The organism is Halobaculum magnesiiphilum (assembly GCF_019823105.1).
GTDB classification, from domain to species: Archaea; Halobacteriota; Halobacteria; order Halobacteriales; family Haloferacaceae; genus Halobaculum; species Halobaculum magnesiiphilum.
The window spans coordinates 1814462-1836365 of the sequence record NZ_CP081958.1 but is presented as its reverse complement, the minus strand read 5'-3'; the positions used below and the strand labels follow the sequence as shown (position 1 = coordinate 1836365).

The 21904-nt window shown below is 71.4% G+C and carries 23 protein-coding genes; 12 read left to right on the top strand and 11 right to left on the bottom strand.

What is annotated here, in order from left to right; all coding sequences use genetic code 11:
• Positions 1 to 46 precede the first annotated feature (46 nt).
• On the bottom strand, positions 47 to 1333 hold the full coding sequence (locus K6T50_RS09265) for an FAD-dependent monooxygenase (RefSeq protein ID WP_225935296.1): 1287 nt from the start codon (positions 1331 to 1333) through the stop codon (positions 47 to 49).
• A 6-nt stretch (positions 1334 to 1339) separates the two neighbouring features.
• Positions 1340 to 3034, bottom strand: a complete 1695-nt coding sequence (locus tag K6T50_RS09260; RefSeq protein ID WP_222606330.1) for an aldehyde ferredoxin oxidoreductase family protein — start codon at positions 3032 to 3034, stop codon at positions 1340 to 1342.
• A gap of 154 nt (positions 3035 to 3188) precedes the next feature.
• Here K6T50_RS09260 and glmM point away from each other — a divergent pair, with 154 nt between their 5' ends.
• On the top strand, positions 3189 to 4565 hold the full coding sequence (gene glmM / locus K6T50_RS09255; protein ID WP_222606329.1) for a phosphoglucosamine mutase: 1377 nt from the start codon (positions 3189 to 3191) through the stop codon (positions 4563 to 4565).
• A gap of 151 nt (positions 4566 to 4716) precedes the next feature.
• Positions 4717 to 5241 (top strand): GNAT family N-acetyltransferase, encoded by a 525-nt coding sequence (locus K6T50_RS09250; protein ID WP_222606328.1) that lies wholly within the window; start codon positions 4717 to 4719, stop codon positions 5239 to 5241.
• Between the two features lie 43 nt (positions 5242 to 5284).
• On the opposite strand, the gene K6T50_RS09245 is transcribed toward K6T50_RS09250, so the two are convergent.
• The 5 genes from K6T50_RS09245 to K6T50_RS09225 form a co-directional block, all read right to left on the bottom strand.
• Positions 5285 to 6505, bottom strand: a complete 1221-nt coding sequence (locus K6T50_RS09245) for a DUF7118 family protein (protein WP_225935295.1) — start codon at positions 6503 to 6505, stop codon at positions 5285 to 5287.
• Positions 6506 to 6508: 3 nt separating this feature from the next.
• A complete protein-coding gene (gene hisI, locus K6T50_RS09240) occupies positions 6509 to 6904 on the bottom strand; it encodes a phosphoribosyl-AMP cyclohydrolase (RefSeq protein WP_222606327.1) in 396 nt (131 codons plus the stop codon).
• 106 nt (positions 6905 to 7010) lie between these two features.
• Positions 7011 to 8111 (bottom strand): A24 family peptidase, encoded by a 1101-nt coding sequence (locus tag K6T50_RS09235; RefSeq protein WP_222608875.1) that lies wholly within the window; start codon positions 8109 to 8111, stop codon positions 7011 to 7013.
• Positions 8112 to 8254: 143 nt separating this feature from the next.
• Positions 8255 to 8644, bottom strand: coding sequence for a ferredoxin Fer (gene fer, locus K6T50_RS09230; RefSeq protein ID WP_222606326.1), 390 nt, complete (start codon positions 8642 to 8644; stop codon positions 8255 to 8257).
• A gap of 162 nt (positions 8645 to 8806) precedes the next feature.
• On the bottom strand, positions 8807 to 10006 hold the full coding sequence (locus K6T50_RS09225) for an inorganic phosphate transporter (protein WP_222606325.1): 1200 nt from the start codon (positions 10004 to 10006) through the stop codon (positions 8807 to 8809).
• Between the two features lie 89 nt (positions 10007 to 10095).
• Between K6T50_RS09225 and htpX the strand changes: the two genes are divergently transcribed.
• The 9 genes from htpX to K6T50_RS09180 all read left to right on the top strand — a co-directional run bounded on the left by htpX (position 10096) and on the right by K6T50_RS09180 (position 17538).
• Positions 10096 to 10971, top strand: a complete 876-nt coding sequence (gene htpX, locus K6T50_RS09220; protein WP_222606324.1) for a zinc metalloprotease HtpX — start codon at positions 10096 to 10098, stop codon at positions 10969 to 10971.
• A gap of 88 nt (positions 10972 to 11059) precedes the next feature.
• Positions 11060 to 11638, top strand: a complete 579-nt coding sequence (locus K6T50_RS09215) for an LURP-one-related/scramblase family protein (protein ID WP_222606323.1) — start codon at positions 11060 to 11062, stop codon at positions 11636 to 11638.
• A 97-nt stretch (positions 11639 to 11735) separates the two neighbouring features.
• Positions 11736 to 12350, top strand: coding sequence for a PspA-associated protein PspAB (gene pspAB, locus K6T50_RS09210; protein WP_222606322.1), 615 nt, complete (start codon positions 11736 to 11738; stop codon positions 12348 to 12350).
• Positions 12351 to 12622: 272 nt separating this feature from the next.
• On the top strand, positions 12623 to 13654 hold the full coding sequence (radA, locus tag K6T50_RS09205; protein ID WP_222606321.1) for a DNA repair and recombination protein RadA: 1032 nt from the start codon (positions 12623 to 12625) through the stop codon (positions 13652 to 13654).
• A gap of 317 nt (positions 13655 to 13971) precedes the next feature.
• Entirely contained in the window at positions 13972 to 14349 is a 378-nt protein-coding gene (locus K6T50_RS09200; protein WP_222606320.1) for a DUF7475 family protein, read from the top strand.
• A 6-nt stretch (positions 14350 to 14355) separates the two neighbouring features.
• Complete coding sequence (locus K6T50_RS09195; protein ID WP_225935294.1) at positions 14356 to 14910, top strand: metal-dependent hydrolase; 555 nt, start codon at positions 14356 to 14358, stop codon at positions 14908 to 14910.
• Between the two features lie 181 nt (positions 14911 to 15091).
• Positions 15092 to 15505, top strand: coding sequence for a 6-pyruvoyl trahydropterin synthase family protein (locus K6T50_RS09190; RefSeq protein WP_222606318.1), 414 nt, complete (start codon positions 15092 to 15094; stop codon positions 15503 to 15505).
• Positions 15498 to 16604 (top strand): glycosyltransferase family 4 protein, encoded by a 1107-nt coding sequence (locus tag K6T50_RS09185; RefSeq protein ID WP_222606317.1) that lies wholly within the window; start codon positions 15498 to 15500, stop codon positions 16602 to 16604. Before K6T50_RS09190 ends, K6T50_RS09185 begins: the two co-directional genes overlap by 8 nt.
• The gene (locus K6T50_RS09180) at positions 16594 to 17538 is read left to right on the top strand and encodes a class I SAM-dependent methyltransferase (RefSeq protein ID WP_222606316.1); all 945 of its coding nucleotides are present in this window, start codon (positions 16594 to 16596) and stop codon (positions 17536 to 17538) included. Before K6T50_RS09185 ends, K6T50_RS09180 begins: the two co-directional genes overlap by 11 nt.
• 57 nt (positions 17539 to 17595) lie before the next feature.
• Here K6T50_RS09180 and sufU read toward each other — a convergent pair whose 3' ends face one another.
• From sufU to K6T50_RS09160, 4 genes are all read right to left on the bottom strand, one after another.
• Positions 17596 to 18018, bottom strand: coding sequence for a Fe-S cluster assembly sulfur transfer protein SufU (gene sufU / locus K6T50_RS09175; RefSeq protein ID WP_222608874.1), 423 nt, complete (start codon positions 18016 to 18018; stop codon positions 17596 to 17598).
• A gap of 442 nt (positions 18019 to 18460) precedes the next feature.
• On the bottom strand, positions 18461 to 19744 hold the full coding sequence (locus K6T50_RS09170; RefSeq protein WP_222606315.1) for an aminotransferase class V-fold PLP-dependent enzyme: 1284 nt from the start codon (positions 19742 to 19744) through the stop codon (positions 18461 to 18463).
• 115 nt (positions 19745 to 19859) lie between these two features.
• A complete protein-coding gene (locus K6T50_RS09165) occupies positions 19860 to 20156 on the bottom strand; it encodes a DUF424 domain-containing protein (protein ID WP_321170123.1) in 297 nt (98 codons plus the stop codon).
• A gap of 117 nt (positions 20157 to 20273) precedes the next feature.
• A complete protein-coding gene (locus K6T50_RS09160; RefSeq protein WP_222606313.1) occupies positions 20274 to 21182 on the bottom strand; it encodes a tetratricopeptide repeat protein in 909 nt (302 codons plus the stop codon).
• Between the two features lie 143 nt (positions 21183 to 21325).
• On the opposite strand from K6T50_RS09160, the gene thpR reads away from it, so the two are divergent.
• Complete coding sequence (gene thpR / locus K6T50_RS09155; RefSeq protein ID WP_222606312.1) at positions 21326 to 21886, top strand: RNA 2',3'-cyclic phosphodiesterase; 561 nt, start codon at positions 21326 to 21328, stop codon at positions 21884 to 21886.
• The last annotated feature ends 18 nt before the right edge of the window (positions 21887 to 21904 follow it).

Here is a 21904-nt window from a genome sequence, read left to right as displayed (position 1 = left end):
TCGCGGGCGGGCGGACCCGCGCGTCACTCCGCGAAGTTCGACCACGTCACTCCGTGAAGTGCGAGCGCGCGACCGTGACGGAGCGGTCGCCGAGGGCGAACGGCTCGACCGCCCGGCGGGCGAGCCGGGTGCGCGCCACGCCGCGGCCGACCACCGCCGCCGCGCGGACGAGCGAGGGGGGAACGCGCCCCCCGTGATCGATCCAGAATGCGAAGTTCGCGGCGGCGCGCCGCTGGAGCGCGATCACGCGCTCGACCGTCGGGCGCCGGCGCAGCTCGAACGCGCGGAGCCGGGACCGCGGAACGGTCCCCTCCGAGTACGCGAGCGCCCGGACGAGCCGGTCGTGGGCGACGACCGCGTCCTCGACGGCGAGGGGGTTGCCCTGCGCGCCGATGGGGCTCGCGACGTGGGCGGCGTCGCCGAGGATCAGGAGGCCGTCGCGGGTCCAGGTGTCGGCGATCCCGGGCGAGACGTCCAGCAGCGTCGTGTCGGCGAAGCCGTCGAGGTGCTCGCCGACGGCCGCGGCGACCTCGTGGTCGACCGCGGCGACGCGGTCGCGGAAGGCGTCGAAGCCGGCCTCCCGGACCGTCGGCCACTCGCCGTCCCGGAGGAGGTAGCCGACCTGGAGCTCGCCGCCGCCGAGGCCGAACTGGACGAGGATGCCCTCGCGGGCGATCTGCCCCTGCGCGTCCGTCTCGACCGCGCCGGCCGGGAGCTTGAACCAGACCAGATCGAGCGGCGAGTCGAACAGGCCGGGGTCGATCCCGGCCTCCTCGCGGACCGTCGAGTAGCGGCCGTCCGCGCCGACGACGCAGCGCGCCTCGATCGCGACCGTCTCGTCGGCCGTCCGGTCGCGGGCGGTCACGCCGCGGACGGCGCCGGCGTCGTCGGTCAGGAGGCCGGTGACGGTCGTGGCCGGACGAAACGAGAAGCCGTCGGACGCGCCGGCGCGGTCGACGAGGCGTTCCAGCAGCGCCGGCTGCTCCATCATCAGGACGTACGGGTAGTCGGTGTCGAGCAGGTCGAGGTTCAGGACGGGAACCCGCTCGCCGTACAGCGAGAACGCCCCCTCGGTGACCGTCTCGTGGGCCAGGTCGAGCACGTCGTCGAGCACGTCCATCCCGTCGAACAGGCGGACGACGCCGGGGTTCCAGCCGAACCCGCGGTACTCGCGCTCGAAGGTGCCCGCCCGCTCCACGAGCGTCACGTCGACGCCGCTGCGCGCCAGCAGGTACGAGAGGACGGCGCCGCCGGGGCCGCAGCCGACGACGACGATATCGGCGCGCCCGGTTCGGTCGGCCACGGACGAGTCGGACGCGGGAGCGTCGGACATCGCGTCTCAGTCGTCGGCGCTCGCGGCGTCGACCCCCGCGTCGGCCTCGCCCAGCCCGGGGACGACGCCGTCCTCGCGCCAGCCGCGCGCGTCGTAGTACTCGTCGAGCGCCTCCTCGAACCCCTCGATGTCGTACGGGAGCGCGTCGTCCGCGCGGTCGAAGCCGCGGCGGTTGTTGAACGCCCGCTCCAGTTCGACCACGCGCGCGCCCACCGCCAGCAGGTCGTCGTAGTCGGCGTCGAGCAGGCTCCCGAGGCGCTCCTCGGTCATGAAGTCCCGGCTGAACTTGCAGGCGACCGCCGAGTCGAGGACGGCGTTGTGGTCCTCCGCGTCGGCGACCATCGGAGCCTTGCCGTCGAGCCCGCGCTTGTCGACGGCCTCCTCCTTGTCGACGAGGGGGTACTCCTTCGAGTAGAAGCTGGCGTACATGTGGTCGGCGCCGCGGTTCGAGGTGGCAAAGGAGAGGCCCTGCCCGTTGAGGGTGCGGCCGTCGTGGGCCGCGAACTCCAGCCCCTTCACCGACCAGTCCTCGACGCCCAGCTCGGGGGCGGCGCGGTGGACGCCCTCCGCGAGCAGGTCGCCGACCTCGCCCTCGCGGTAGGCGGCCGTCCGCAGCAGCTCGCGGGCGCGCTCGGGGTTCGCGAGGTCGTCCTCGCTCTGCAGATAGGCGGCCATCGTGTCGCCCGCGGAGATGGTGTCGACGCCGAGGCGGTCACACAGGTCGTTGGCCTTCATCACCTCGACCACGTCGTCGACGAGCTGGTTCGACCCCCACGCCATCACCGTCTCGAACTCCGGCCCCTCCGTCTCGACGCCGGCCGCCTCGTCGCGGGTGGGGAGCTTACACGCGAACGCACACTGCGAACAGGTGCCCTTCCGGTACTTCTTCGACTCCACGGCGTCGCCCGAGATGCCCTCCGCCCCCTCGAAGGAGGTGCGGGCGAAGTACTCCGTCGGCAGCGCCTCCACGGCGTTGGCGTACTCGGTGACGCTGGTGGTGCCCTGCCGCTTCATCACGTGGTCCGAGGTGGCCGCCTCGCGGTGTACGTCCGTCTGGATCGGATCGATCTCCACGTCGGCTTCGCTGTCGCCGTCGAACGTGAGCACCTTCACGTTCTTGCTGCCGAGGACAGCGCCGAGTCCGGTGCGGCCGAACGCGCGCGTCTCGCTGGTCATCACACACGCGTAGCGGACGAGGTTCTCGCCGGCGGGGCCGATGCACGCGAGGTGCTCGGCCTCCAAGCCGTGCGTTTCCTCGGCCCACTCGGACACCGCGGGCACCTCCGCGCCCGCGAGATCGGGCACCTCCTCGAAGGTCACCCCGTCGTCGCGGATGTGGACCGCAAGCGGCGTGTCGGCGGCGCCGCGGAGCTCGACGGCGGCGTAGCCGGTCGCGGTGAAGTTTCGCGAGAGGAAGCCGCCGGCGTTCGAGGAGGCGAGCCCGTCGGTCAGCGGCGAGACGCTCGTCATGTTCATCCGGCCGGTGAAGCTCATCCGCGAGTGCTGGAGCGGCCCGGTCGAGAGATAGAGGCGGTTCTCCGGGCCGAGCGGGTCGGCGTCGAACGGAACGCGGTCGAACGCCAGCTTCGTCGCGACGCCGCGGCCGCCGACGAACTCGCCGAGGACGTCGTCGATCTCCTCCGTGGTCGTCTCGCGGGCGTCGAGGTCGACCGACAGCAGCGGACCGGTCGCGTGGATCATGCCCACGGGTTGTCCCGCGGAGGTGGTAAATCCCGCTGTCGGTTGGCGTGTCACAGACCGCCGTGTGTCGCCGTCATCGGTGGTATTCGCGGGCCAGCCCGCCACGCGTCGGTTCGGAACCACTATCCCGCCGGCCGTCGGACCCACGAACCGAATGAAGGTCTTCGGATCGAGCGGCACCCGCGGGGTCGTCGGCGAGGAGTTCACCCCGGAGTTCGTCTCCCGGGTCGCCGCGGCCGCGGCCGCGACGTGGGACGCCGAGCGCGTCGCCCTCGGCCGCGACACCCGCACCTCCGGGCGGACGTTCGCCGACGCCGCCGCCGCCGGCGTCACCGCCGCCGGCGTCGACGTGGAGCGGCTCGGCGTCGTCCCCACGCCGAGCCTCGTCCGCTACTGCGAGGTCGAGGCGGTGCCCGGCGTGATGATCACCGCGTCGCACAACCCCCCGGAGTTCAACGGCGTCAAGCTCGTCGGCGACGACGGGATCGAGCTCCCGGTGAACCGACTCGAGGTCGTCGAGGACCGCCTTCTCGCGGAGGAGCCGACGACGGTGTCGTGGGACCGGATGGGCGACTCCCGCCGCGTACCCGACGCCAACGACGAGTACGTCGCGGAGATGCTCGAGGCGATCGACCGCGACGCCGTCGCCGCCGCCGACCTCACGGTCGCGCTCGACCCCGGCCACGGCGCCGGCGCGCTCACCTCGCCGGAGTTCTTCCGCGAACTCGGCTGTGACGTGGTGACGGTCAACGCCCAGCCGGACGGCCACTTCCCCGGCCGGGACCCCGAGCCCGTCGAGGCGAACCTCGACGACCTCGGGCGGCTCGTGCGCGCCGCGGACGCCGACGTGGGGATCGCCCACGACGGCGACGCCGACCGCGCCATCTTCTTCGACGAGGCCGGCGAGTACGTCGAGGGCGACGCCTCGCTGGCGGCGCTTGCCGCCCGCGATCTGGGCGAGGGCGACACCACCGTCGCCGCCGTCAACGTCTCCCAGCGCCTCGTCGACGTGTGCGAGGCCGCCGGCGCGAACCTCGAACTCACGCCCATCGGCTCGACGAACATCATCACCCGGATCAAGGAGCTGTGGCGCGAGGGCGAGTCCGTCCCCGTCGCCGGCGAGGGCAACGGCGGGGTGTTCTTCCCCGACTACCGGCTCGTGCGCGACGGCGCGTTCATCGCCGCGAAGTTCCTCGAACTGCTGGCCGAGCGTGGGGCGACCGTGAGCGAGATCGTGGCCCCGTACGAGGACTACACGAACGTCCGCGAGAACCTCTCGTACGACTCCGACGACCAACTGGACGCGATGCTGGAGGCCGCCGAGGCGTACGCCGACGCTGCCGACGCCGAACCGGACACGAAGGACGGCTACCGCCTCGACTACGGCGACGCGTGGGTGCTCGTGCGACCCTCCGGGACGGAGCCGAAGGTGCGCGTGTACGCCGAGTCCGCCGACCCCGAGCGCGCCACGTCGCTGGCGCGGGACGTCCGGGAGACCCTCGAAGCGGCGAAGGCCGACGCCGCGACGTAGCCGACTGACGACCCCGGAGTAGCCGACCGACAACCCCGGAGTAGCCGACGGACGACCGCGTCGCCGGCGACGCCGTGCCCCGAGCGCCCCCGGCGAGGACCCCCGACACACCCCCCGAACCCTTTCCTCCCGCCGACCCCGAGTCTCGCGTATGGACATCGAGGTTCGGCCGGTCGCCTCGCCGACGGAGTTCCGGGCGGCGCTGGTCGTCAACCGCGCCGCCTGGCGCGACGCCTACGCCGACATCCTCCCCGCCGAGCGGCTGGAGGCGATGACGGTCCCCGAGGGCGTCGAGCTACAGGACCGGTACGACCGCGCGACCGGCGACGGCCGGACGTTCCTCGTCGCCGTCGACCGAAAGCCGGGGGCGGTCGTCGGCTTCGCCGACGCGGTGGTCGGCGACGGGCGCAAGGCGTTCTGCGAGCGCGACGACGCGGAGCTACGGGCGATCTACGTCGACCCCGACGCGCAGGGCGCGGGCGTCGGCTCGGCGCTGCTGGAGGCCGCGGTCGACCGCGTCCCGGACGCGTGCTCGCGGCTGGTGCTGGAGACGTTCACGGAGAACCGCGCCGCACGCGAGTTCTACGAGGCGCGCGGGTTCGAGCGGATCGGCGCGTCGGCGTTCGAGGTGGGCGGGGAGTCGTACCCGACGGCGGTGTACGCGCGGCCGCTGTGAACTGAACCGACTGCGACTGCCGCGGGGACGCGTCCGATCGCCCTCACGCGTCCGATCCGTCGAGCGTGTCCGCCAGCAACTCGCGTCGCTCGCGCGCCTCGGCCAGCTCGGCGGCCGCCTCGCCCGAGGCGACGCGCTCGACCTCCGCGTCCGACAGCTCCGCCTCGGCCTCGGCGGCGCGGCGGAGCCGCGTGTAGTCGGGGTGGTCGGCGACCTCGCGCAGCTCGCGGGCGCGGGCGACGGTCCCCTCGGGCGCGAACTTGGCGACGACCGAGACGAGCTCCTCGCGCCGGAACCGCAGGGTCTCGGCCGACGGCGGCGGCCAGTCGACCGTCAGCGGCTCCGCGGACAGCCGTTCGAGGTACGTGCGGTGGGGTCGCACCCGCGCCGTGAACGTCCCCGGGTCCTCGACGTAGTGATCCAGTTTCGAGGCGGAGTAGTCGGCGTAGTCGAGCAGGTCCGGCAGCGACGCCCCCTCTGCCGGCGACGAGTCGAGGAAGGCGAGCAGATCCGAGGGCGGCGCGGCGTAGTCGACGAACGGCGACTCGGCGGCGTCGGCGACGAACGCCAGCAGCTCGCGGGCCGGCGCCTCCCGTCTGAAGTCGTCAAACGCGTCGCGGACGGCGTCGTTGTAGGCCGCGATCGGCTGGCGGAGCTCCTCGGTCGGGGCGGTCAGGTCCGCCTCGCCCAGCTCGACCAGCCGCTCCAGCTCGTCGATGCGGTCGTCGAGCGCGCCGAGGCGCCGGTTCGCCTCCCGTGTCGCCTCGTGGACCGCGTCCGCGGCGTCCTCGCGCTCGGCCAGCCGGTCGGCGAGCTCGCGGGCGGGGGAGAGCGCCTCGCGGGCGCGCTCGAAGTCGGACTCCGAGAGCCGCCGGCCGTCGACGGCCTCGTTGGCCCGCTCGAAGGCGTCGTGGCCGGGGGCGTCCTCGTCGAGGTCCTCGACGACGGCCGCGAACTCGCCCTGGAACTCGACGTACGCCTGGAAGTCGCCGGTGCCGGTCGCCGAGTCGACGTAGCGGTCCAGCAGGCGGTCGGCGCGCCGGAGGGCGTCGCGGACGGTCGCGAGCGTCGACTCGCCGTGCTCCTCGACGGCGGCGACCGCGTCGTCGCGGCGCTCGCGGGCCTCCCGGAGCTCGGCCGCGATGTCGGCGGCGTCGCGCTCGGCCTCGGGCAGCGGGTCGGGGCGATCCGGGGTGTCGCCGGAAGCGCCGGAGCCTCCCGAAACCCCGGAGTTACCGGCGTCGCCGGCTGTGTTCCGTGCCATCCCTCACTCGTACACCGCGTCGGGGTCGAACACACGCTCGCCGACGTGCTCGCCGTCGACGGTACGGTGGAAACACGACCGGTGCCCGGTGTGGCAGGCACCGCCGGTCTGCTTGACGAGGTACAGCAGGGCGTCGGCGTCGCAGTCGACGCGGACCTCGCGGACCGCCTGGGTGTGTCCGCTGGTGGCGCCCTTCTCCCACAGCTCCTCGCGCGAGCGCGAGTAGTAGTGCGCCCGGCCCGTCTCGCGCGTCCGGTCGAGCGCCTCCTCGTTCACGTACGCGAGCATCAACACCTCGCCGGAGTCGGCGTCCTGTGCGACCGCGGGAACGAGCCCGTCGTCGCCGAAGTCGACCGCGACGCCGTCGTCGCTCCCGGCGGCGGTCTGGGAATCACTCATCGCCCGTGAGGTCGGTGCAGTCGCGGATAGGTCTTGTGCGTGGTCCGTCGCGGACCGCGTGTGCGCGTTCCATCGCGGGCCACGTGTGTGCATGTTCCCCCGCGGCTCACACCAACCCAAGCGCCCCGAGCGCGACCGTGAGCACGTCGCCGTAGGTGAGCGCGAGCACGAGCCCGCCGAACAGCGGCACGAGGAACGGGAGCCCCGGCGACACCCACAGCGCGTCCTCGGCGACGACGCGGTCGAGCCCCTCGCGCAGCGTCTCGGGCGTCGTGCCGTAGGCGGTTCCCTCGATCTCGTCGAGGAACCGCTCGGCGGCCCACGGGTCGTCCGTGTCGCCGGCGGCGTCCGCCTCGGCTCCCGCGTCGGTGGTCCGGTCGCCGGCGTCGTCGATGCCGGACGGACCCGCGTCCGACTCGGGAAACTCGAACCCGCCGTCGTCGACGCCCCCGTCCGTCCGCGGACCGTCGTGGACCGCGCCGTCGGTCGGCGGCCGCGTCTCGCCGACCGAGGCCGGGTCGCGGTGGCGGTCCGGGTCGTCCCGGACGGTCGCGAGGGTGGTGCCCCGCCAGCGGAGGTACATCCGGAGGGCGTCGAGGTCGAGGCCGCGCTCGGGGCGCAACCCGCCGACGCGGATGAGTTGCCCGTGCACCTCCGGGAGGTCCTCGACGCCGGTCCACCGACCGACGACCATCGCCGGCGAGAACCGCCCGGCGGCGACGTTCGACGCGAACAGCAGGGCGACGTAGCCGGCGCCGAACAGCACCGCGTTCGTCAGCGCCGACATCGCCGTGACGCCGAGCGTCGAGGGGTGTACGGGAAAGCCGACGGTGTGCAGCCACGTCACGTCCGGCAGGATCCACAGCGGAACGACGTACGCCGGCGTCGTCGGGAACGCGACCGCGAGCACGACGAGCGCCTTCATGTCGGCGCCGCCGAAGGCGGCCATCCGGTAGGCGAGCACCGAGAAGGGGACCAGAAAGACGATCGAGAACCCGACCCGGACGAGGAACAGCCGCCCGGCGTAGCCGTCGAACGGGAACGCCGCCGTCGCGTCGATGACGAGCGCCAGCGCGCCGATCGCGAGCAACGGGAGCCAGAGGGAACTCGCGACGCGGCGGGTGCGGATGTCGCGATAGGCGGCCCACGCGAACCCCGGGAGCACGAGCAGCCGGAGGAGGTCGGCCGCGGTGGCGACGCCGAGCACGTCCATACCCCGTCGCGCGCGCCCGGCGAGTTAGGCGTTGCCGTCCGCGTCTCGGACGTGAAAACGCGCGGTCATCGGAGTGTCGGCGGCGGACGCGTCGCTGACGGCAGGATAAACGGAGAACATCGGGGCGGTCGCCGCGCTCAGATGACGCGGTTCTGGAGGTAGTCGAGGTGCTTCGCGTTGTAGACGATCTTGATCTCGTCGGCCTGCGGCGAACCGATGCACGTCAGGCGGACGTTCTTGTCCTCGACCTCCTCGTCGGAGAGGATCTGCTGCATGTCCATCTCGATCTCGCCCTCCTTCACGATGGCCGCGCAGTTGGCGCAGGCGCCGGCGCGACACGAGAACGGCCAGTCGTAGCCCTGGGCCTCGGCGGCCTCGAGGATGTACTCGCCCTCGTTGACGTCGAGCTCGCCGTAGTCTTCGGCGTCCAGCCCCGCGTCGGCGGCGGTGTCGAAGAGGTCGTCGTCGTCGAGGTCCCAGCCGTTGTCGTCCAGCACTTCGTAGTTAAGGTATTCGACCGTGGGCATTTCGTCCCGCGTTTCGCCGGCCGCACCATTAGTTGTTGCTATCTCGTAGGAGATATCGAGGCCCAGACGGCTTTAGGGGCGCCAAAACCGACGATCCGGGGTCCCGCGATCGCGGCCGATCGCGTGTTTGGCAGGGTCCGGGCCGCGAGCATCGGGAGCCGGTTACACCGGCGTGAGTGCGAACAGCGCGTACGAGCAGACGAACGAGACCGTGGGAGTGAAGATCCAGAAGGAGACGACGCGGCCGGTCGTTCCGGCGTCGAACAGGTCCTCCGCGAGCAGTTCCTCCCTGTGCTCCTCGCCCATTCGGGGGACGCCGTCGTCGGCGTCGGGGCGCTCGGCCGCGAGCGCGTCGACGGACACCTCGGGACGCTGCCGGTCGGTCCGGTCCCCGTCGCCGCCGAGCGCGCCGCCGACGGCGCCGCTGACGGCGTCGCCGAGCGTCGTCGTCCGGGTCGCGCGGCCCCACCCGAGCCCGACGATGGACATCGTCGCCGAGACGGCCAACGAGGCCGGGATCCCGATCGCCGAGAGGAAGGTGATCAGGCTCGCCGAGACCACCTCGACGATGAGCGCCGCCAACAGCGGGAGGTCGGTGAGGTCGTTGCCGACGGTGTCGAGCGTCCGACGGGCGATGGTGAACGCGCCGACGGCGATCGCCGCGCCCGCCAGCAGCACGCCCTGGCCCGCGGTCACCGAGCCGTTGCCCACCAGCGGCGCGACCGCGTTGGCGACGTTGGAGGCGCCCGCCGAGAACGCCATGTAACAGGCGATGACGAGCACGGCGGCCGTGCCGACGACCTCGCGGGCGGTGGCTCCGGGCGCGATCCGGGGTCGCACGCCGTCGAACTCGACGACCCCGCCGGCCGAGCGGTCGATCGCGAAGGCGGCGTCGAGGTACGGGTAGAAGTACCGGCCGACGACCGCACAGATCCAGAACGCGACGACGGGCGCGACGAGCCACCAGCCGACGATCCGGAGCATCACGTCGGCGTTGAGCGTCCCCGTCGCCGCGCCGAGGCCCGCGATCGCGCCGACGGCCGTCATCGACGTGGAGGCGGGGACGCCGAACGTGTTGGAGATCAACAGCGCCACCCCGACGAAGAAGAGCACGCCGACGCTCGCGGCGAGCGTGAACGCCGACGACGGGACGATCTCCCCGCCCATCGTCTCGATGACGTTGCGACCGACCGTCCACCCGCCCGCGAGCGCGAACGCGGACATGAGCGCCGCCGCGCCCGTCTTCGAGAGGGTGCCGCTGCCGACCGCGGGGCCGAACGAGACCCCCGTCGACGACCCCCCGATGTTGAACCCGACGAAGACCGCGACGACCACGCCGATCACCAGGAGTGCCTCGACCACACGCACACTCCTCGCCGTCGGCGTATAAGTCCGGTCGATTTTCGCCGATCCGCGACAGCGTTTAAGCCGTGGGTCCGGTACTGTGGGGTATGGAATGGAAGACAGACTGGGGCCTGCGGGGCCGGATGGTCCTGACCGGGTTCCTGCTGTTCGCCCTCTACATCGTGTTCATCGCGGTGTTGTCGGAATTCGCCGGCCTGTTCTGGATGGTCGTCGTGATGGGGCTGTTCTCGGTGGGACAGTTCTTCTTCAGCGACAAGCTCGCGCTGTACTCGATGGGCGCGAAGGAGGTGTCCGAACAGGAGTATCCGGAGCTCCACCGGAAGATCACCCGCCTCTCCCAACAGGCGGACCTCCCGAAGCCGACGGTGGCCGTCGCCGACTCCCGGGTGCCCAACGCGTTCGCGACCGGGCGCTCACAGAAGAAGTCCGCCGTCTGCGTGACGACCGGGCTGCTTCGGACGCTCGACGACGACGAGCTCGAGGGCGTGCTCGCCCACGAGCTGGCGCACATCAAGAACCGCGACGTGATGGTGATGACCATCGCGTCGTTCCTGTCGACGCTGGCGTTCATCGTCGTGCGCTGGGGCTGGCTGTTCGGCGGCGGCGAGGGCCGCGGCGGCAACCAGGCGCCGGTGCTGGTCGCCATCCTCGTCTCGCTGGTCGTGTGGGTGATCTCGTTCCTGCTCATCCGCCTGCTGTCGCGCTACCGCGAGTTCGCGGCCGACCGCGGCGGCGCGGCCATCACCGGCAAGCCGGGCGCGCTCGCCTCGGCGCTGATGACCATCGACAGCGGGATGGAACGGGTCCCCAAGGAGGACCTGCGCGACACCGCCGAGATGAACGCCTTCTTCGTCATCCCGATCAAGTCCGGGTTCGTCGGGAAGCTGTTCTCGACGCACCCGAGCACCGAGAAGCGCGTCGAGCGGCTGCAGGAACTCGAACGGCAGTTCGAGACGGCCTGAGCGGGCCTGAAGTTCGCGTTCCGCGGATCGGGACGGATTCTCCCGTTCAGTGTGAAGGTTGAAATACGAACCCGCGGAACGGACGCGTATGAGCGACCGCACGTACGACATCTCCGGGATCGAGCTCACCGACGACACCTACACCGTCGTCCAGAGCCTCGTGCGCAACAAGTACCGCGCGGTCGACGCCGCCGGCGACGTCGTCCTCCGGGGCAAACAGAAGATGTTCAAGCTGAAGGAGGAGTTCCCGTTCGTCGACGCCGACGGGAACGAGGTGTTCACCGTGAAGGCGGCGGGGATGCTCGACGTCGCCGGCAACTACGTCCTCGCCGACTCGCGAACGGGCGAGGAGCTCGTGATCCTCGACAACGACTACTCGATCCTGCAGGACACGTGGACGATCCGCGACGCCGAGACGGAGGCGGCGATCGCGCGGATCGACTCCCGCGGCGCCGTGACGACGATCGCACGGAACGCCCTCCCGTTCGGCTATCTGATCCCCCACCGGTACGAGATAACCGACGCGAACGGAGGCCACGTCGGCACGATCGCCGGGAAGTTCTCGCTGGCGGACACCTACGAGATCACCATCGACGACGCGACGGGGGTGCCGAAGGAGGCGGTCGTCGCCGCCGCGATGGTGATCGACGCGATCCAGGGGAACTGACGGCGCCGAGAAGCCGACGCGTCGACCCGAGGCGAGCGCGACCGCTCGCGCGAGCGACGGCTTGAACACGGCTCCCCTCGGAGTACCGACAGCGCCAATGGGGATTCTCGACACACTCAGATCCGTGCTCGGCTCGCGCGCGGAGGCCGACGCCGTCAGCGACGCCGACCCCGAGGACCTGTTCGGCATGAGCACCGCCTACGTCACGATGGAGGCGGACCTGGGGTTCGACCCCGTCGGCGAGGCCGCGCTGTGTTTCTCGTCGGTCGACTCGACCGACTTCGCCGACACGGTCGACGCCGTGGAGTCGATCCTCGATGCGGGCAGCGAGGAGACGGGGACGACGTTCCGCCGCCACGAGGACGACCACGGCTACCACTGGGTCGTCCTCGCCGACGACGACCCGGAGGACCTCGTCACGTCGGTCCACTTCGCGGCCGACGAGTTCGTCGAGCGAGGGTACGGTTCGCGGCTGCTGGCGGCGGTGTTCGGCTTCGTGGACGGCGGTGACGCCGACCGGCACGCCTACTGGGTCTACTCGTTCCGCCGGGGGTCGTACTACCCGTTCGCCCCCGAGTCGACCAGCGAGCGCGACTCCAAGCTGGAGTTCAAGCTCGAATCGGTGCTCGACGGCGAACTCGGCATCGAGTCGGACAAGGAGTACTGGTACCCGCTGTGGCCGAGCACCCCGAACGGCCACCCCTGGGAGTAGCTCCGGTCGGCTCACCGCCCGCCCCGTCCACCCCCTACACCCCGTTCACCTCCTACACCCCGTTCACTTCATACACCCCGCACACTCCGGCCGCCCGGCCGCCTCGACCGTCGATCACGACAGCCCGACTCACGGTCGCACCCCGAACGCCTCCCCATCGCTTCTGAACCCTCGGACACCGTTCGTGATCGACCCGGCGACGTACCGCAGTTTCACTTTCACCCTACTGTTAACGAGGGTTTATGAGGGGAGCCGGGCAAGGACGGGGTACGATGGCAGAAGACGACCTTCAGGAACTCCCCGGCGTCGGCCCCGCGACCGCAGACAAGCTCGTCGAGGCCGGCTTCGACAGCTACCAGAGCATCGCGGTCGCGAGCCCCGCCGAGCTGGGCAACACGGCCGACATCGGCGACTCGACGGCGAACGACATCATCCAGGGCGCCCGCGAGGCGGCCGACGTTGGCGGCTTCGAGTCCGGCGCGCAGGTACTCGAACGACGCGAGGAGATCGGCAAGCTCTCGTGGCAGATCGACGAGGTCGACGACCTCCTGGGCGGCGGGATGGAGACGCAGTCGATCACCGAGGTGTACGGAGAGTTCGGCGCCGGCAAGTCGCAGGTGACCCACCAGATGGCCGTGAACGTCCAGCTCTCCCGCGACGACGGCGGGCTCGAGGGATCGGCCATCTTCGTCGACTCCGAGGACACGTTCCGCCCCGAGCGGATCGACGACATGGTCCACGGACTGGACGACGAGATCCTCGAGCGCGAGTTCGAGCGCCGCGAGATCGAGGGGTCGCCCGACGACGACGACGACATGCGGACGCTCGTCGAGGACTTCCTCGACCACATCCACGTCGCGAAGGCGTTCAACTCCAACCACCAGATCCTCCTGGCGGAGAAGGCGAAGGAGCTCGCGAGCGAGCACGAGGACACCGACTGGCCCGTCCGGATGCTCACCGTCGACTCGCTGACGGCCCACTTTCGCGCCGAGTACGTCGGCCGCGGCGAGCTCGCCGAGCGCCAGCAGAAGCTCAACAAGCACCTCCACGACCTGATGCGCATCGGCGACCTCTACAACTGCGTCGTGCTCGTGACGAACCAGGTCGCCTCCAACCCCGACTCCTACTTCGGCGACCCGACCCAGCCGATCGGCGGCAACATCCTGGGTCACACCTCGACGTTCCGCATCTACCTCCGCAAGTCGAAGGGCGACAAGCGGATCGTGCGGCTCGTCGACGCGCCGAACCTGGCGGACGGCGAGGCCGTGATGCGCGTCCAGGACGGCGGTCTCAAGCCGGAATAGGTCGCCAGATACGGCGTTCGCGAGGGAGCACCGCGACCGAGCGGCCGAGGAGCGACCACGGCGGTCGGCGACCGCCACGGGAGCGACGCTGTGCGTTTGATCCACGTTTTGCCGAGCGACCGAGCACCGCGAGGGAGCGCAGCGCAAAACGTGGCGCCGAACCTGGCGGACGGCGAGGCCGTGATGCGCGTGCAGGACGGCGGTCTCAAGCCGGAGTAGACCACCCGCCGTCCGGCCCGTGACAGCGACCGGGTCGGCGACGAGTGCCTGGCGAATTCGTGAGAGTTTTTAACACAGTTCGCGCCCTGCGTACGGCTATGAGCACCGAAACGGCGTCCGGAGGGTTCGCCCTCCACACGGAGTCGATGACCGGACTGCACTGGCTCGGGGTCGCGCTCGCGGCGATCACCGGCGTGATCCATCTGTGGCTCGCGTACGCCTTCCGCGCGGACGAGACCGCGCTGGCCGTCGCCTTCCTGATCGCCGCGCTCGGCTTCTTCGGGGGTGTCGCGGCGGTGTTGCTCGACTACCGACGGCGCCTGTTGTACGCGCTCGGCATCCCGTTCACGGCCGGCCAGATACCGATCTGGTACGTCGTGAACGCCCCGAACTTCGGCGCGACCGGCATCGCGGACAAGGTGGTGCAGGTGGTCCTCATCGTCGTCCTCGCGGTCCTCTACCGACGCGAGTCGTAGGCCGTGATGGCGTTCACCCACGCCCTCGCCGGCGCGGTGCTGGCGGCGCCCGTGGTCGCGTTCGCGCCCGAGTTGGCGGTTCCGGCAGCCCTCGCGGGGATCGTCGGCGGGCTCGTCCCCGATGTCGACCTGTTCGTCGGTCGCCACCGGCGGACGCTGCACTTTCCGGTGCTGGGGTGGGCGCTGGCGCTCCCGGCGACCGCGCTCGCGACGCTGGCGCCGACGGCCGCCACCGTCGCGGCGGCGGTGGGGTGCGTCTCGTTCGCCGTCCACGCCGGCACCGACGCCCTCGGCGCCGGCGACGAGATCCGTCCGTGGGAACGCACCTCCCCGGAGGCCGTCTACGACCACCTTCACGGCCGGTGGATCCGGCCGCGCTACTGGATCCGCTACGACGGCGCCCCGGAGGACGCCGTCGCGACCGCGGCGCTCGCGATCCCGGTCGTCGCGTTCTACCCCGCGCCGCTCCCGGCGGTCGCGGCCGCCTGCGTCGGCCTCGGCGTCGCGTACGCCGCCGTCCGCCGCCGGCTCCCCCCAGTCGTCGAGGAGTTGGTCGGATGAGCGCCGCACGTCGTCGTCGGGATCGTACGCGCCGTCGGGGGCCTACGACACGTTTAGTGTGCCGGAGCCGTTGGGATCGGCCATCAGATCGGCCGCCTCGACCCGGACGACCCGTCCCGCCGCGTCGAGGCGGGCGGGTCCGAGCGGATCGAGCCGCGGTCGGCACGCCCACACGACTCCGATGACATACCGAACGACCGTCACGCGCCGGTTCGTCGCACAGCACTTTCTCACCGTTCCCGACCCGGGTGCCGAGGGGGACCTCCACTCGCACGTGTTCTCGGTCGAGGCGACCTTCGCCGGCCCGTCGCTGAACGAGTACGACTACCTCGTCGACATCGACGACGTGCGCGCGGCGCTGGACGGCGTCGAGGACCGCTACCGCGACGCGACGCTGAACGACCTGCCCGAGTTCGAGGGGTACAACCCCAGCGTCGAGCGGTTCGCGCGCGTCGTCCACGAGCGTCTCGCCCCGGCCGCCGCCGGCGACCCGGCCGAGACGCTCCGCGTGACCGTGTGGGAGGACGACGAGGCCGCCGCCGGCTACGAGGGGCCGATCGAGGAGCCGGTGGGAGCGACCCGCGGCGATGGGTGAGGACGCGTCCGCCCGGGGCCACGGACTCGCGGTGGCGCTCGTCGTCGCGGGCGACCCCGGAACCACCTCGGGAGGATTCCGCTACGACCGCCGACTCGTCGCCGAGCTGCGGGCGACCGGCGCGTCGGTACGGGTGTTCTCGGTGCCGTGGCGCCGGTACCCGCTCGGCGTCGTCGACACCCCCGGGCTCGCAACCGGGATCCCGGCGGGACTGCGTGAGGCCGACGTGGTCGTCGTCGACGAGCTCGCTCATCCCGGCACGGCGGGACTCGCCAGTCGGCTCCGCCGCGGCGGCACGCCGGTCGTCGCGCTGGTGCACCACCTCCGGCGCGCCGAGGGCGGCCGGCTCGCGCCGGTCGCGACGCTGCTGGAGCGGCGATTCCTTCGGAGCTGCTCGGCCGCGGTCTGCGTGAGCGGGACGACCGAACGCGACGTGCTCGACCTGGTCGGGGGGATCACCACGCACGTCGCCCCGCCGCCCGCGGACCAGTTCGATCCGGCGGTGACGCCGGCGGACGTGGACCGGCGCGCCGGGGAGTCGCCGCTGCGGGTCGTCTCGCTCGGGTCGCTCGTTCCCCGGAAGGGACACCCGACACTGTTGCGGGCGGTCGTCGGCGTCGACGCCGACTGGGAGGTCGCGGTCGTCGGCCCCGAGCCCGACCCGGACCACGCCCGCGCGGTGCGGACGCTGGCAGACGACCTCTCGATCGCCGACCGCGTGTCGTTTCACGGGGAGCTGTCGACGGCCGACCTCGCCGGCGTCCTCCGCGAGTCGCACGTCCTCGCGGTCCCCTCGGCGTACGAGGGCTTCGGGATGGCGTACCTGGAGGGGATGGGCTTCGGCCTCCCGGCGGTCGCCTCCGCGGCCGGCGGAGCGTCCTCGGTCGTCGCCGACGGCGAGAACGGCTTCCTCGTCGACCCCCGCGACGTTGCGGGGGTCGAGCGCGCGCTTCGCGCGCTCGCGGACGACCGCGACCGGTTGGCCCGGATGGGACGGGCCGCGCTCCGGCGGTTCGAGCGCCACCCCGAGTGGAGCGACACCGTCGCCGGGGTCCGCGACTTCCTCGCGGAGACGCGGGAGGTGGCCGATGGAGGGTGACGACGTGGCGTACCTGGAGGCGGCGCGCACCGTCGACGACCGCGCCCACAGCGACGCCGCGACCGCGGCCTTCAGAGCGGCGTTGCGGGGGGCGGATCGCGACGCCGGTGGCGGCGGCAGCGACGGTGCCAACGGGGACGATGCCGGCGGCGACGACGACGACAGCGACGGAGTCCGCGTCCTCGAAGCCGGCGCCGGCACTTGCGGCCTGCTCCGCCGGTTGTTGGCCGACGGCGCGCTCCCGACGGGCGAGTGGGTCGCCGTCGACACCGACGGGCGAGTGCTGACCGCGGGTCGCGACCGCTTGCGCGCGGAGGCGACCGAGGCCGGATACGGAGTCGAACCCGAGGGATCGACGATCCTGCTCGATGCCCCCGACGGCGACGCGACGCTCCGCGTCCGGTTCGAGCGCGGCGACGTCCGGGAGGTCGCCGCCGACCACGACGGCGACTTCGACGGTGTCGTCGCGCGGTCGTTCGCGGACCTGTTGGCGCCCGCCGAGGTGCTCGCGCTGCTCCGTGCGGCCGCGCCGGACGGCTGGTATCACCTGCCGCTCACCTTCGACGGGGAGACGCGGTTCTCGCCGTCACACCCGGTCGACGACGCCGTGGTCGAGGCGTTCCACGGGACGATGCGCAACCGCGGCCGGGCGGCGACGCTGCTTTCCGAGCGGTTCCGGGAGGCGGGGTCGCCGCCGGCGGTCGACGCCCGCGCCGACTGGGTGGTGCAGGGGGACGGAACCGGCGGCTACCCGGCCGACGAGGCGACGTTCCTGCGGGTCGTCCTCGACACGGTGGTCGCGTCCGTCGAGGAATTGGGGGCGGTGCCGGACGGGACGCTGGCCGACTGGCGGGAGACGCGCGAGGCGCAGCTGGCGCGCGGCGAGTTACGGTACGTCGCGGGGAACAGGGACCTGTTCGGGCGAGTGCCGTAGCGCCGGACCGGAGGTGTTCGGTTGCCCGGGGGGTATCCGAGGCGGCCGACCGGCCGCTCAGTCCTCGGTCTTCGTCACGTCGAGGTCGTCGATCTCGCCCTCGTGGAGCTTCGCGCCGTCCTGGGCGACCTGCCGGGCGAGCACGGCGCACTTGATCCGCATCGGGGAGATGTCGACGCCGAGCATCTCGGTGATGTCGTCGGTGTCCATCGCCTCCAGCTCGTCGAGGGTCATCCCCCGCAGGCGCTCGGAGAGCATCGAGGCGGACGCCTGCGAGATGGCGCAGCCGTCGCCCGAGAACGCGACGTACTCGATCGTCTCGCCGTCGTCCTCCAGGCGCACGTCGACGGTGATCGTGTCGCCGCAGGAGGGGTTCTCGCCGGTGTGGGAGAACGTGGCGTCGTCGAGTTCGCCGTAGTTGCGCGGGTTCTTGTAGTGATCCAGGATCTGCTGGCGATACATGTCGGAGCCGCCGCCAATACCCATTGTTGGCGGGGATTGGCGAGTGCGGCGGTTAAGGGTTCTGGGGAGCGCGACGGCCGCCGGGGGCGTTCGGGAGGGGACGGCGACCGACCTCCCGAGTTCGACGGCAGTTTCCCTCGCGGAGAAGTTACGAAATACGATTACATATTCAGGGAAGAATGCAGAAAAGTTAACTTTCATACCTCACATGTAGGTGTCGAGGTGCGCCGGCGGCCAGGATTCCGGTTCCGACCTGGACTGACATTCACCACGAACCACACGCCGCCGCCGCACCGTCGGTCGAGTTCTTTCGAGAGGATTCGTCGAGAAGCCGCGACACCCGTATCGGGGGTATGTACGCCGGATCGGCGCTCCGGTGTTCGGCGCTGCGGCGTGCGGCGCTACAGTGTGCGGCGGACTGGCCGTACGCGAACAGCTGCCGTTGCGCGAACAGCCGCCGCTACGCGAACAGCTGTCGCGCGTCGTCGACCGCCTCGACCAGCGTGTCGATCTCCTCGCGCGTGTTGTAGACGTAGAAGGACGCGCGGGCGCTGGCGGCGATCCCGAGCTTGTCGTGCAGCGGCTGGGTGCAGTGGTCGCCGGCGCGGACCGCGACGCCGTGGTCGTTGAGGATGCTGGAGAGGTCGTGGGCGTGGACGCCGTCGACGTTGAACGCGACCAGTCCCGCCCGGTCGTCGCCCGGCGGGCCGTAGACCTCCACGTCGTCGTACTCCGTCAGCCGGTCGTACGCGTACTCCGCGAGCAGCCCCTCGTGGGCGTGGACGTTCTCCATACCCAGGTCCTCCAGGTAGTCGATGGCCGCGTGCAGGGCGATCCCCTGCTCGATGACGGGCGTGCCGGCCTCGAACTTCCACGGGAGGTCCTCCCACTCGCTGTCCTCGAAGGTGACCTTCCGGATCATCTCGCCGCCGTAGAGGTACGGCTGCATCTCCTCCAGGAGGTGCTCCTTGCCGTACAGCACACCGATCCCGGTGGGGCCGCACATCTTGTGGCCCGAGAACGCGAAGAAGTCCGCGTCGATGTCGCCCACGTCGACGGGCATGTGCGGCACCGACTGTGCGCCGTCGACGAAGATCAGCCCGTCGTGGTCGTGGACCAGATCCGCGAGTTCGGCCACGGGGTTCACCGTCCCGAGAGTGTTGGAGACGTGGACGACGTTCGCCATCGCGGTGTCGTCGTCGACCAAGTCGCGGGCGTGGTCCATGTCGAGGCGGCCGTCCTCGTCGACGCGGATGAACCGCACGTCGGCGCCGGTCTTCTTTCCGATCTGTTGCCACGTGACCAGCGACGCGTGGTGTTCCATCTCGGTGAGGACGACGTTGTCCTCGGGGCCGAGCTCGTTCAGCCCCCACGCGTACGCGACGAGGTTTTCCGCCTCGGTGGTGTTCTTCGTGAAGACGACCTCCTCGCGACCCTCGGCGCCGATGAACTCGGCGACGCGGTCGTGAGCGTCCTCGTAGGCGGTGCTGGCCTCCTGGCTCAACTGGTGGATCCCGCGGTGGACGTTGGAGTTGTACGAGCGGTAGTAGTCCGCGATCGTGTCGACCACCCGATCGGGCGTGTGGCTCGTGGCCGCGTTGTCGAGGTACACGAGCGGCTTCGTGTCCCCCTCGCTCTCGCCGGGGACGGTCACGTCGCCGCCGACCTTCCGGTCGAGGATAGGGAAGTCGGCGCGGACGGCCTCGACGTCGAGCGGGTACGGTTCCTGCTCAGGCGCTTCCATTACCGGGTACGAGGAGTCGGAGGGGTAACATCCCTTCGGTCAATCGGGAGAACCGTAACCGAAACCGGGCACGCGCCGCCGGAGACGTGTCCCGTCGCGGTCGGGGGCCGGGCGCTCACAGCCAGAGCAACTGCGCGTGCAGGGTGTCGCCGACCGCCAGCACCCGGTCGGCGTCGATGACGCCGGCGTCGACGGCGACGCCGACGCAGCCCTCGCCGACGAGGTTCGCGGTGTCGGCGTCGTACAGGCCCTCGACGACGGCATCGGCGTCGGCCGGCTCGGCCTCGTCGCCCCCGTAGAACTCCTCGGTCACCTCAAGCGAAACGTCGTCGTCCTCGAAGGTCTCGCCGAGCACGTCCGCGTCGCAGACGGCGACGAGCGTTCCTTCGGGCGTCTCGCGGCGCGTGAGCAGGAATTCGGCGTCGGACGGGTCGGACTCGGCGGGGGTCGCGTCGTCTCCCGTCCCGTCCGCCGCGGCGCCGTCGGTCGCGCCGAGGTCCGTCCCCTCGCCCGCGCCGTCCTCGGGCATCTACAGGCCCCCGAGGTCGAGATCGTCGTCGCCGTCGCCGGAGCGGTCCCCGAGCCCGCCCGGGGCGCCGCCCGCTCCGCCGGCGTCGCCGCCTCCTCTGCCGCCCCGCTCGCCGTCCATCCCGCCGGGCGCTCCCGCGCCGGCCGCTCCCCCGCCCCCCTCCGCGTGTTCCTCGACCATCCGCTGTTCGGCCTCCTCGCGGATCTCCTCGGCGCGCTCGGCGGCCTCCTCGGCCTCGTCCTCGCGGCCGAGCTCGTCGAGCGCGCGCGCCTTCTCCTCGAGCACCTCGGCGTTGCGCATCCCCAGCCGGATCGCGTTGTCGAAGGCGTTCACCGCGTCCTCAAGCAGGCCGCGCTCGACGAGGAAGAAGCCGCGGTTGTACCACGCCTGCGGGAAGCGCGGGTCGATCTCGACGGCCTTCTCGGCGTGTTCGAGCGCCTGCTCGCCCTGGCCGTTCTCGTGGAGCGCGTACGCGAGGTTCGTCTCGGCGCTGGCGGCGTGCTCGGAGTCGTCGTCGATGCGCAGCGCCTCCTGATACGCGCCGATCGCCTCGTCCCACTCCTCCAGTTGGGCGTGGGCGGCGCCCTTGTTCACCCACGCCTCCTGCTCGGCGAGGGAGTCCTCGTCGGCGAACTGGGCGGCGCGCTCGAACGTCTCGGTCGCCTCCTCGAAGCGGTTGATCCCCATGTACGACAGCCCCACGTCCATGAGGCTCTCCACGTCGACGCGGTCTTTCGGGATGTTGCGCTCGTCGAGCAGGTCGGTGATGACGCGCGTGTCGACGGGGTCGACCTGCGAGGGGTCGGCGTTCAGCTCCTCGGGGTCGAGCGTGAACTCCTCGTAGTCCTCGTCGAGGCCCTGCCCCTCGGAGAACTTGTGCGGTCGGCGTTCGGGCTCGTCGTCGCTCATTACCGGTGTCTCGACCGCGTGGACGGATGTATGTTGCGCGTGCGTCCCGCGCGGGTCGATCCGCCCCGTCACGACCGGCGCGTCCCGTCGTCGTCGTTCACGCTCGCCGCCGCGATTTTGGGAGTCGACCGCGAAGTCGGCGTATGCCGCGACTGTTCGTCTCCGTCGACCTGCCGGACCGGCTCGCGGACGAGTTCGCCGCCGTCCAGGACCCGCTTCGGGACATCGAGAGCCTGCGCTTCACCGACCCCGAGCAGGCGCACTGCACGGTAAAGTTCCTCGGCGACACCGACGAGTCCCGCGTCGGCGACGTGGTCGAGGCGCTGGAGTCGGCGGTGGACTCGGCCGCCGTCGACCCGTTCGAGGTCGAGGTCGGCAGCCTCGGCGTCTTCCCCTCGCGGGAGTACATCAGCGTGATCTGGGTCGGCGTCCGCGAGGGTCACGGCGCCGACGAGCTGACGCGGCTCGCGGAGGCCGTCGAGCGCGAGACGGTCGACCGAGGGTTCGATGAGGCCGACCACGAGTTCACGCCGCATTTCACCCTCGCGCGGATGGACGACGCCCGCGGGAAACGGGAGGTACTCGACTACCTCGACGGGGACCCCACGGTGGGCCGGTTCGAGGTGGACGAGATCCGGCTCACGGAGTCGACGCTGACCGAGGAGGGACCGGAGTACGAGACGCGGGCGCTGGTGTCGCTGTAGCGGCCGCGGCCCGAGCGT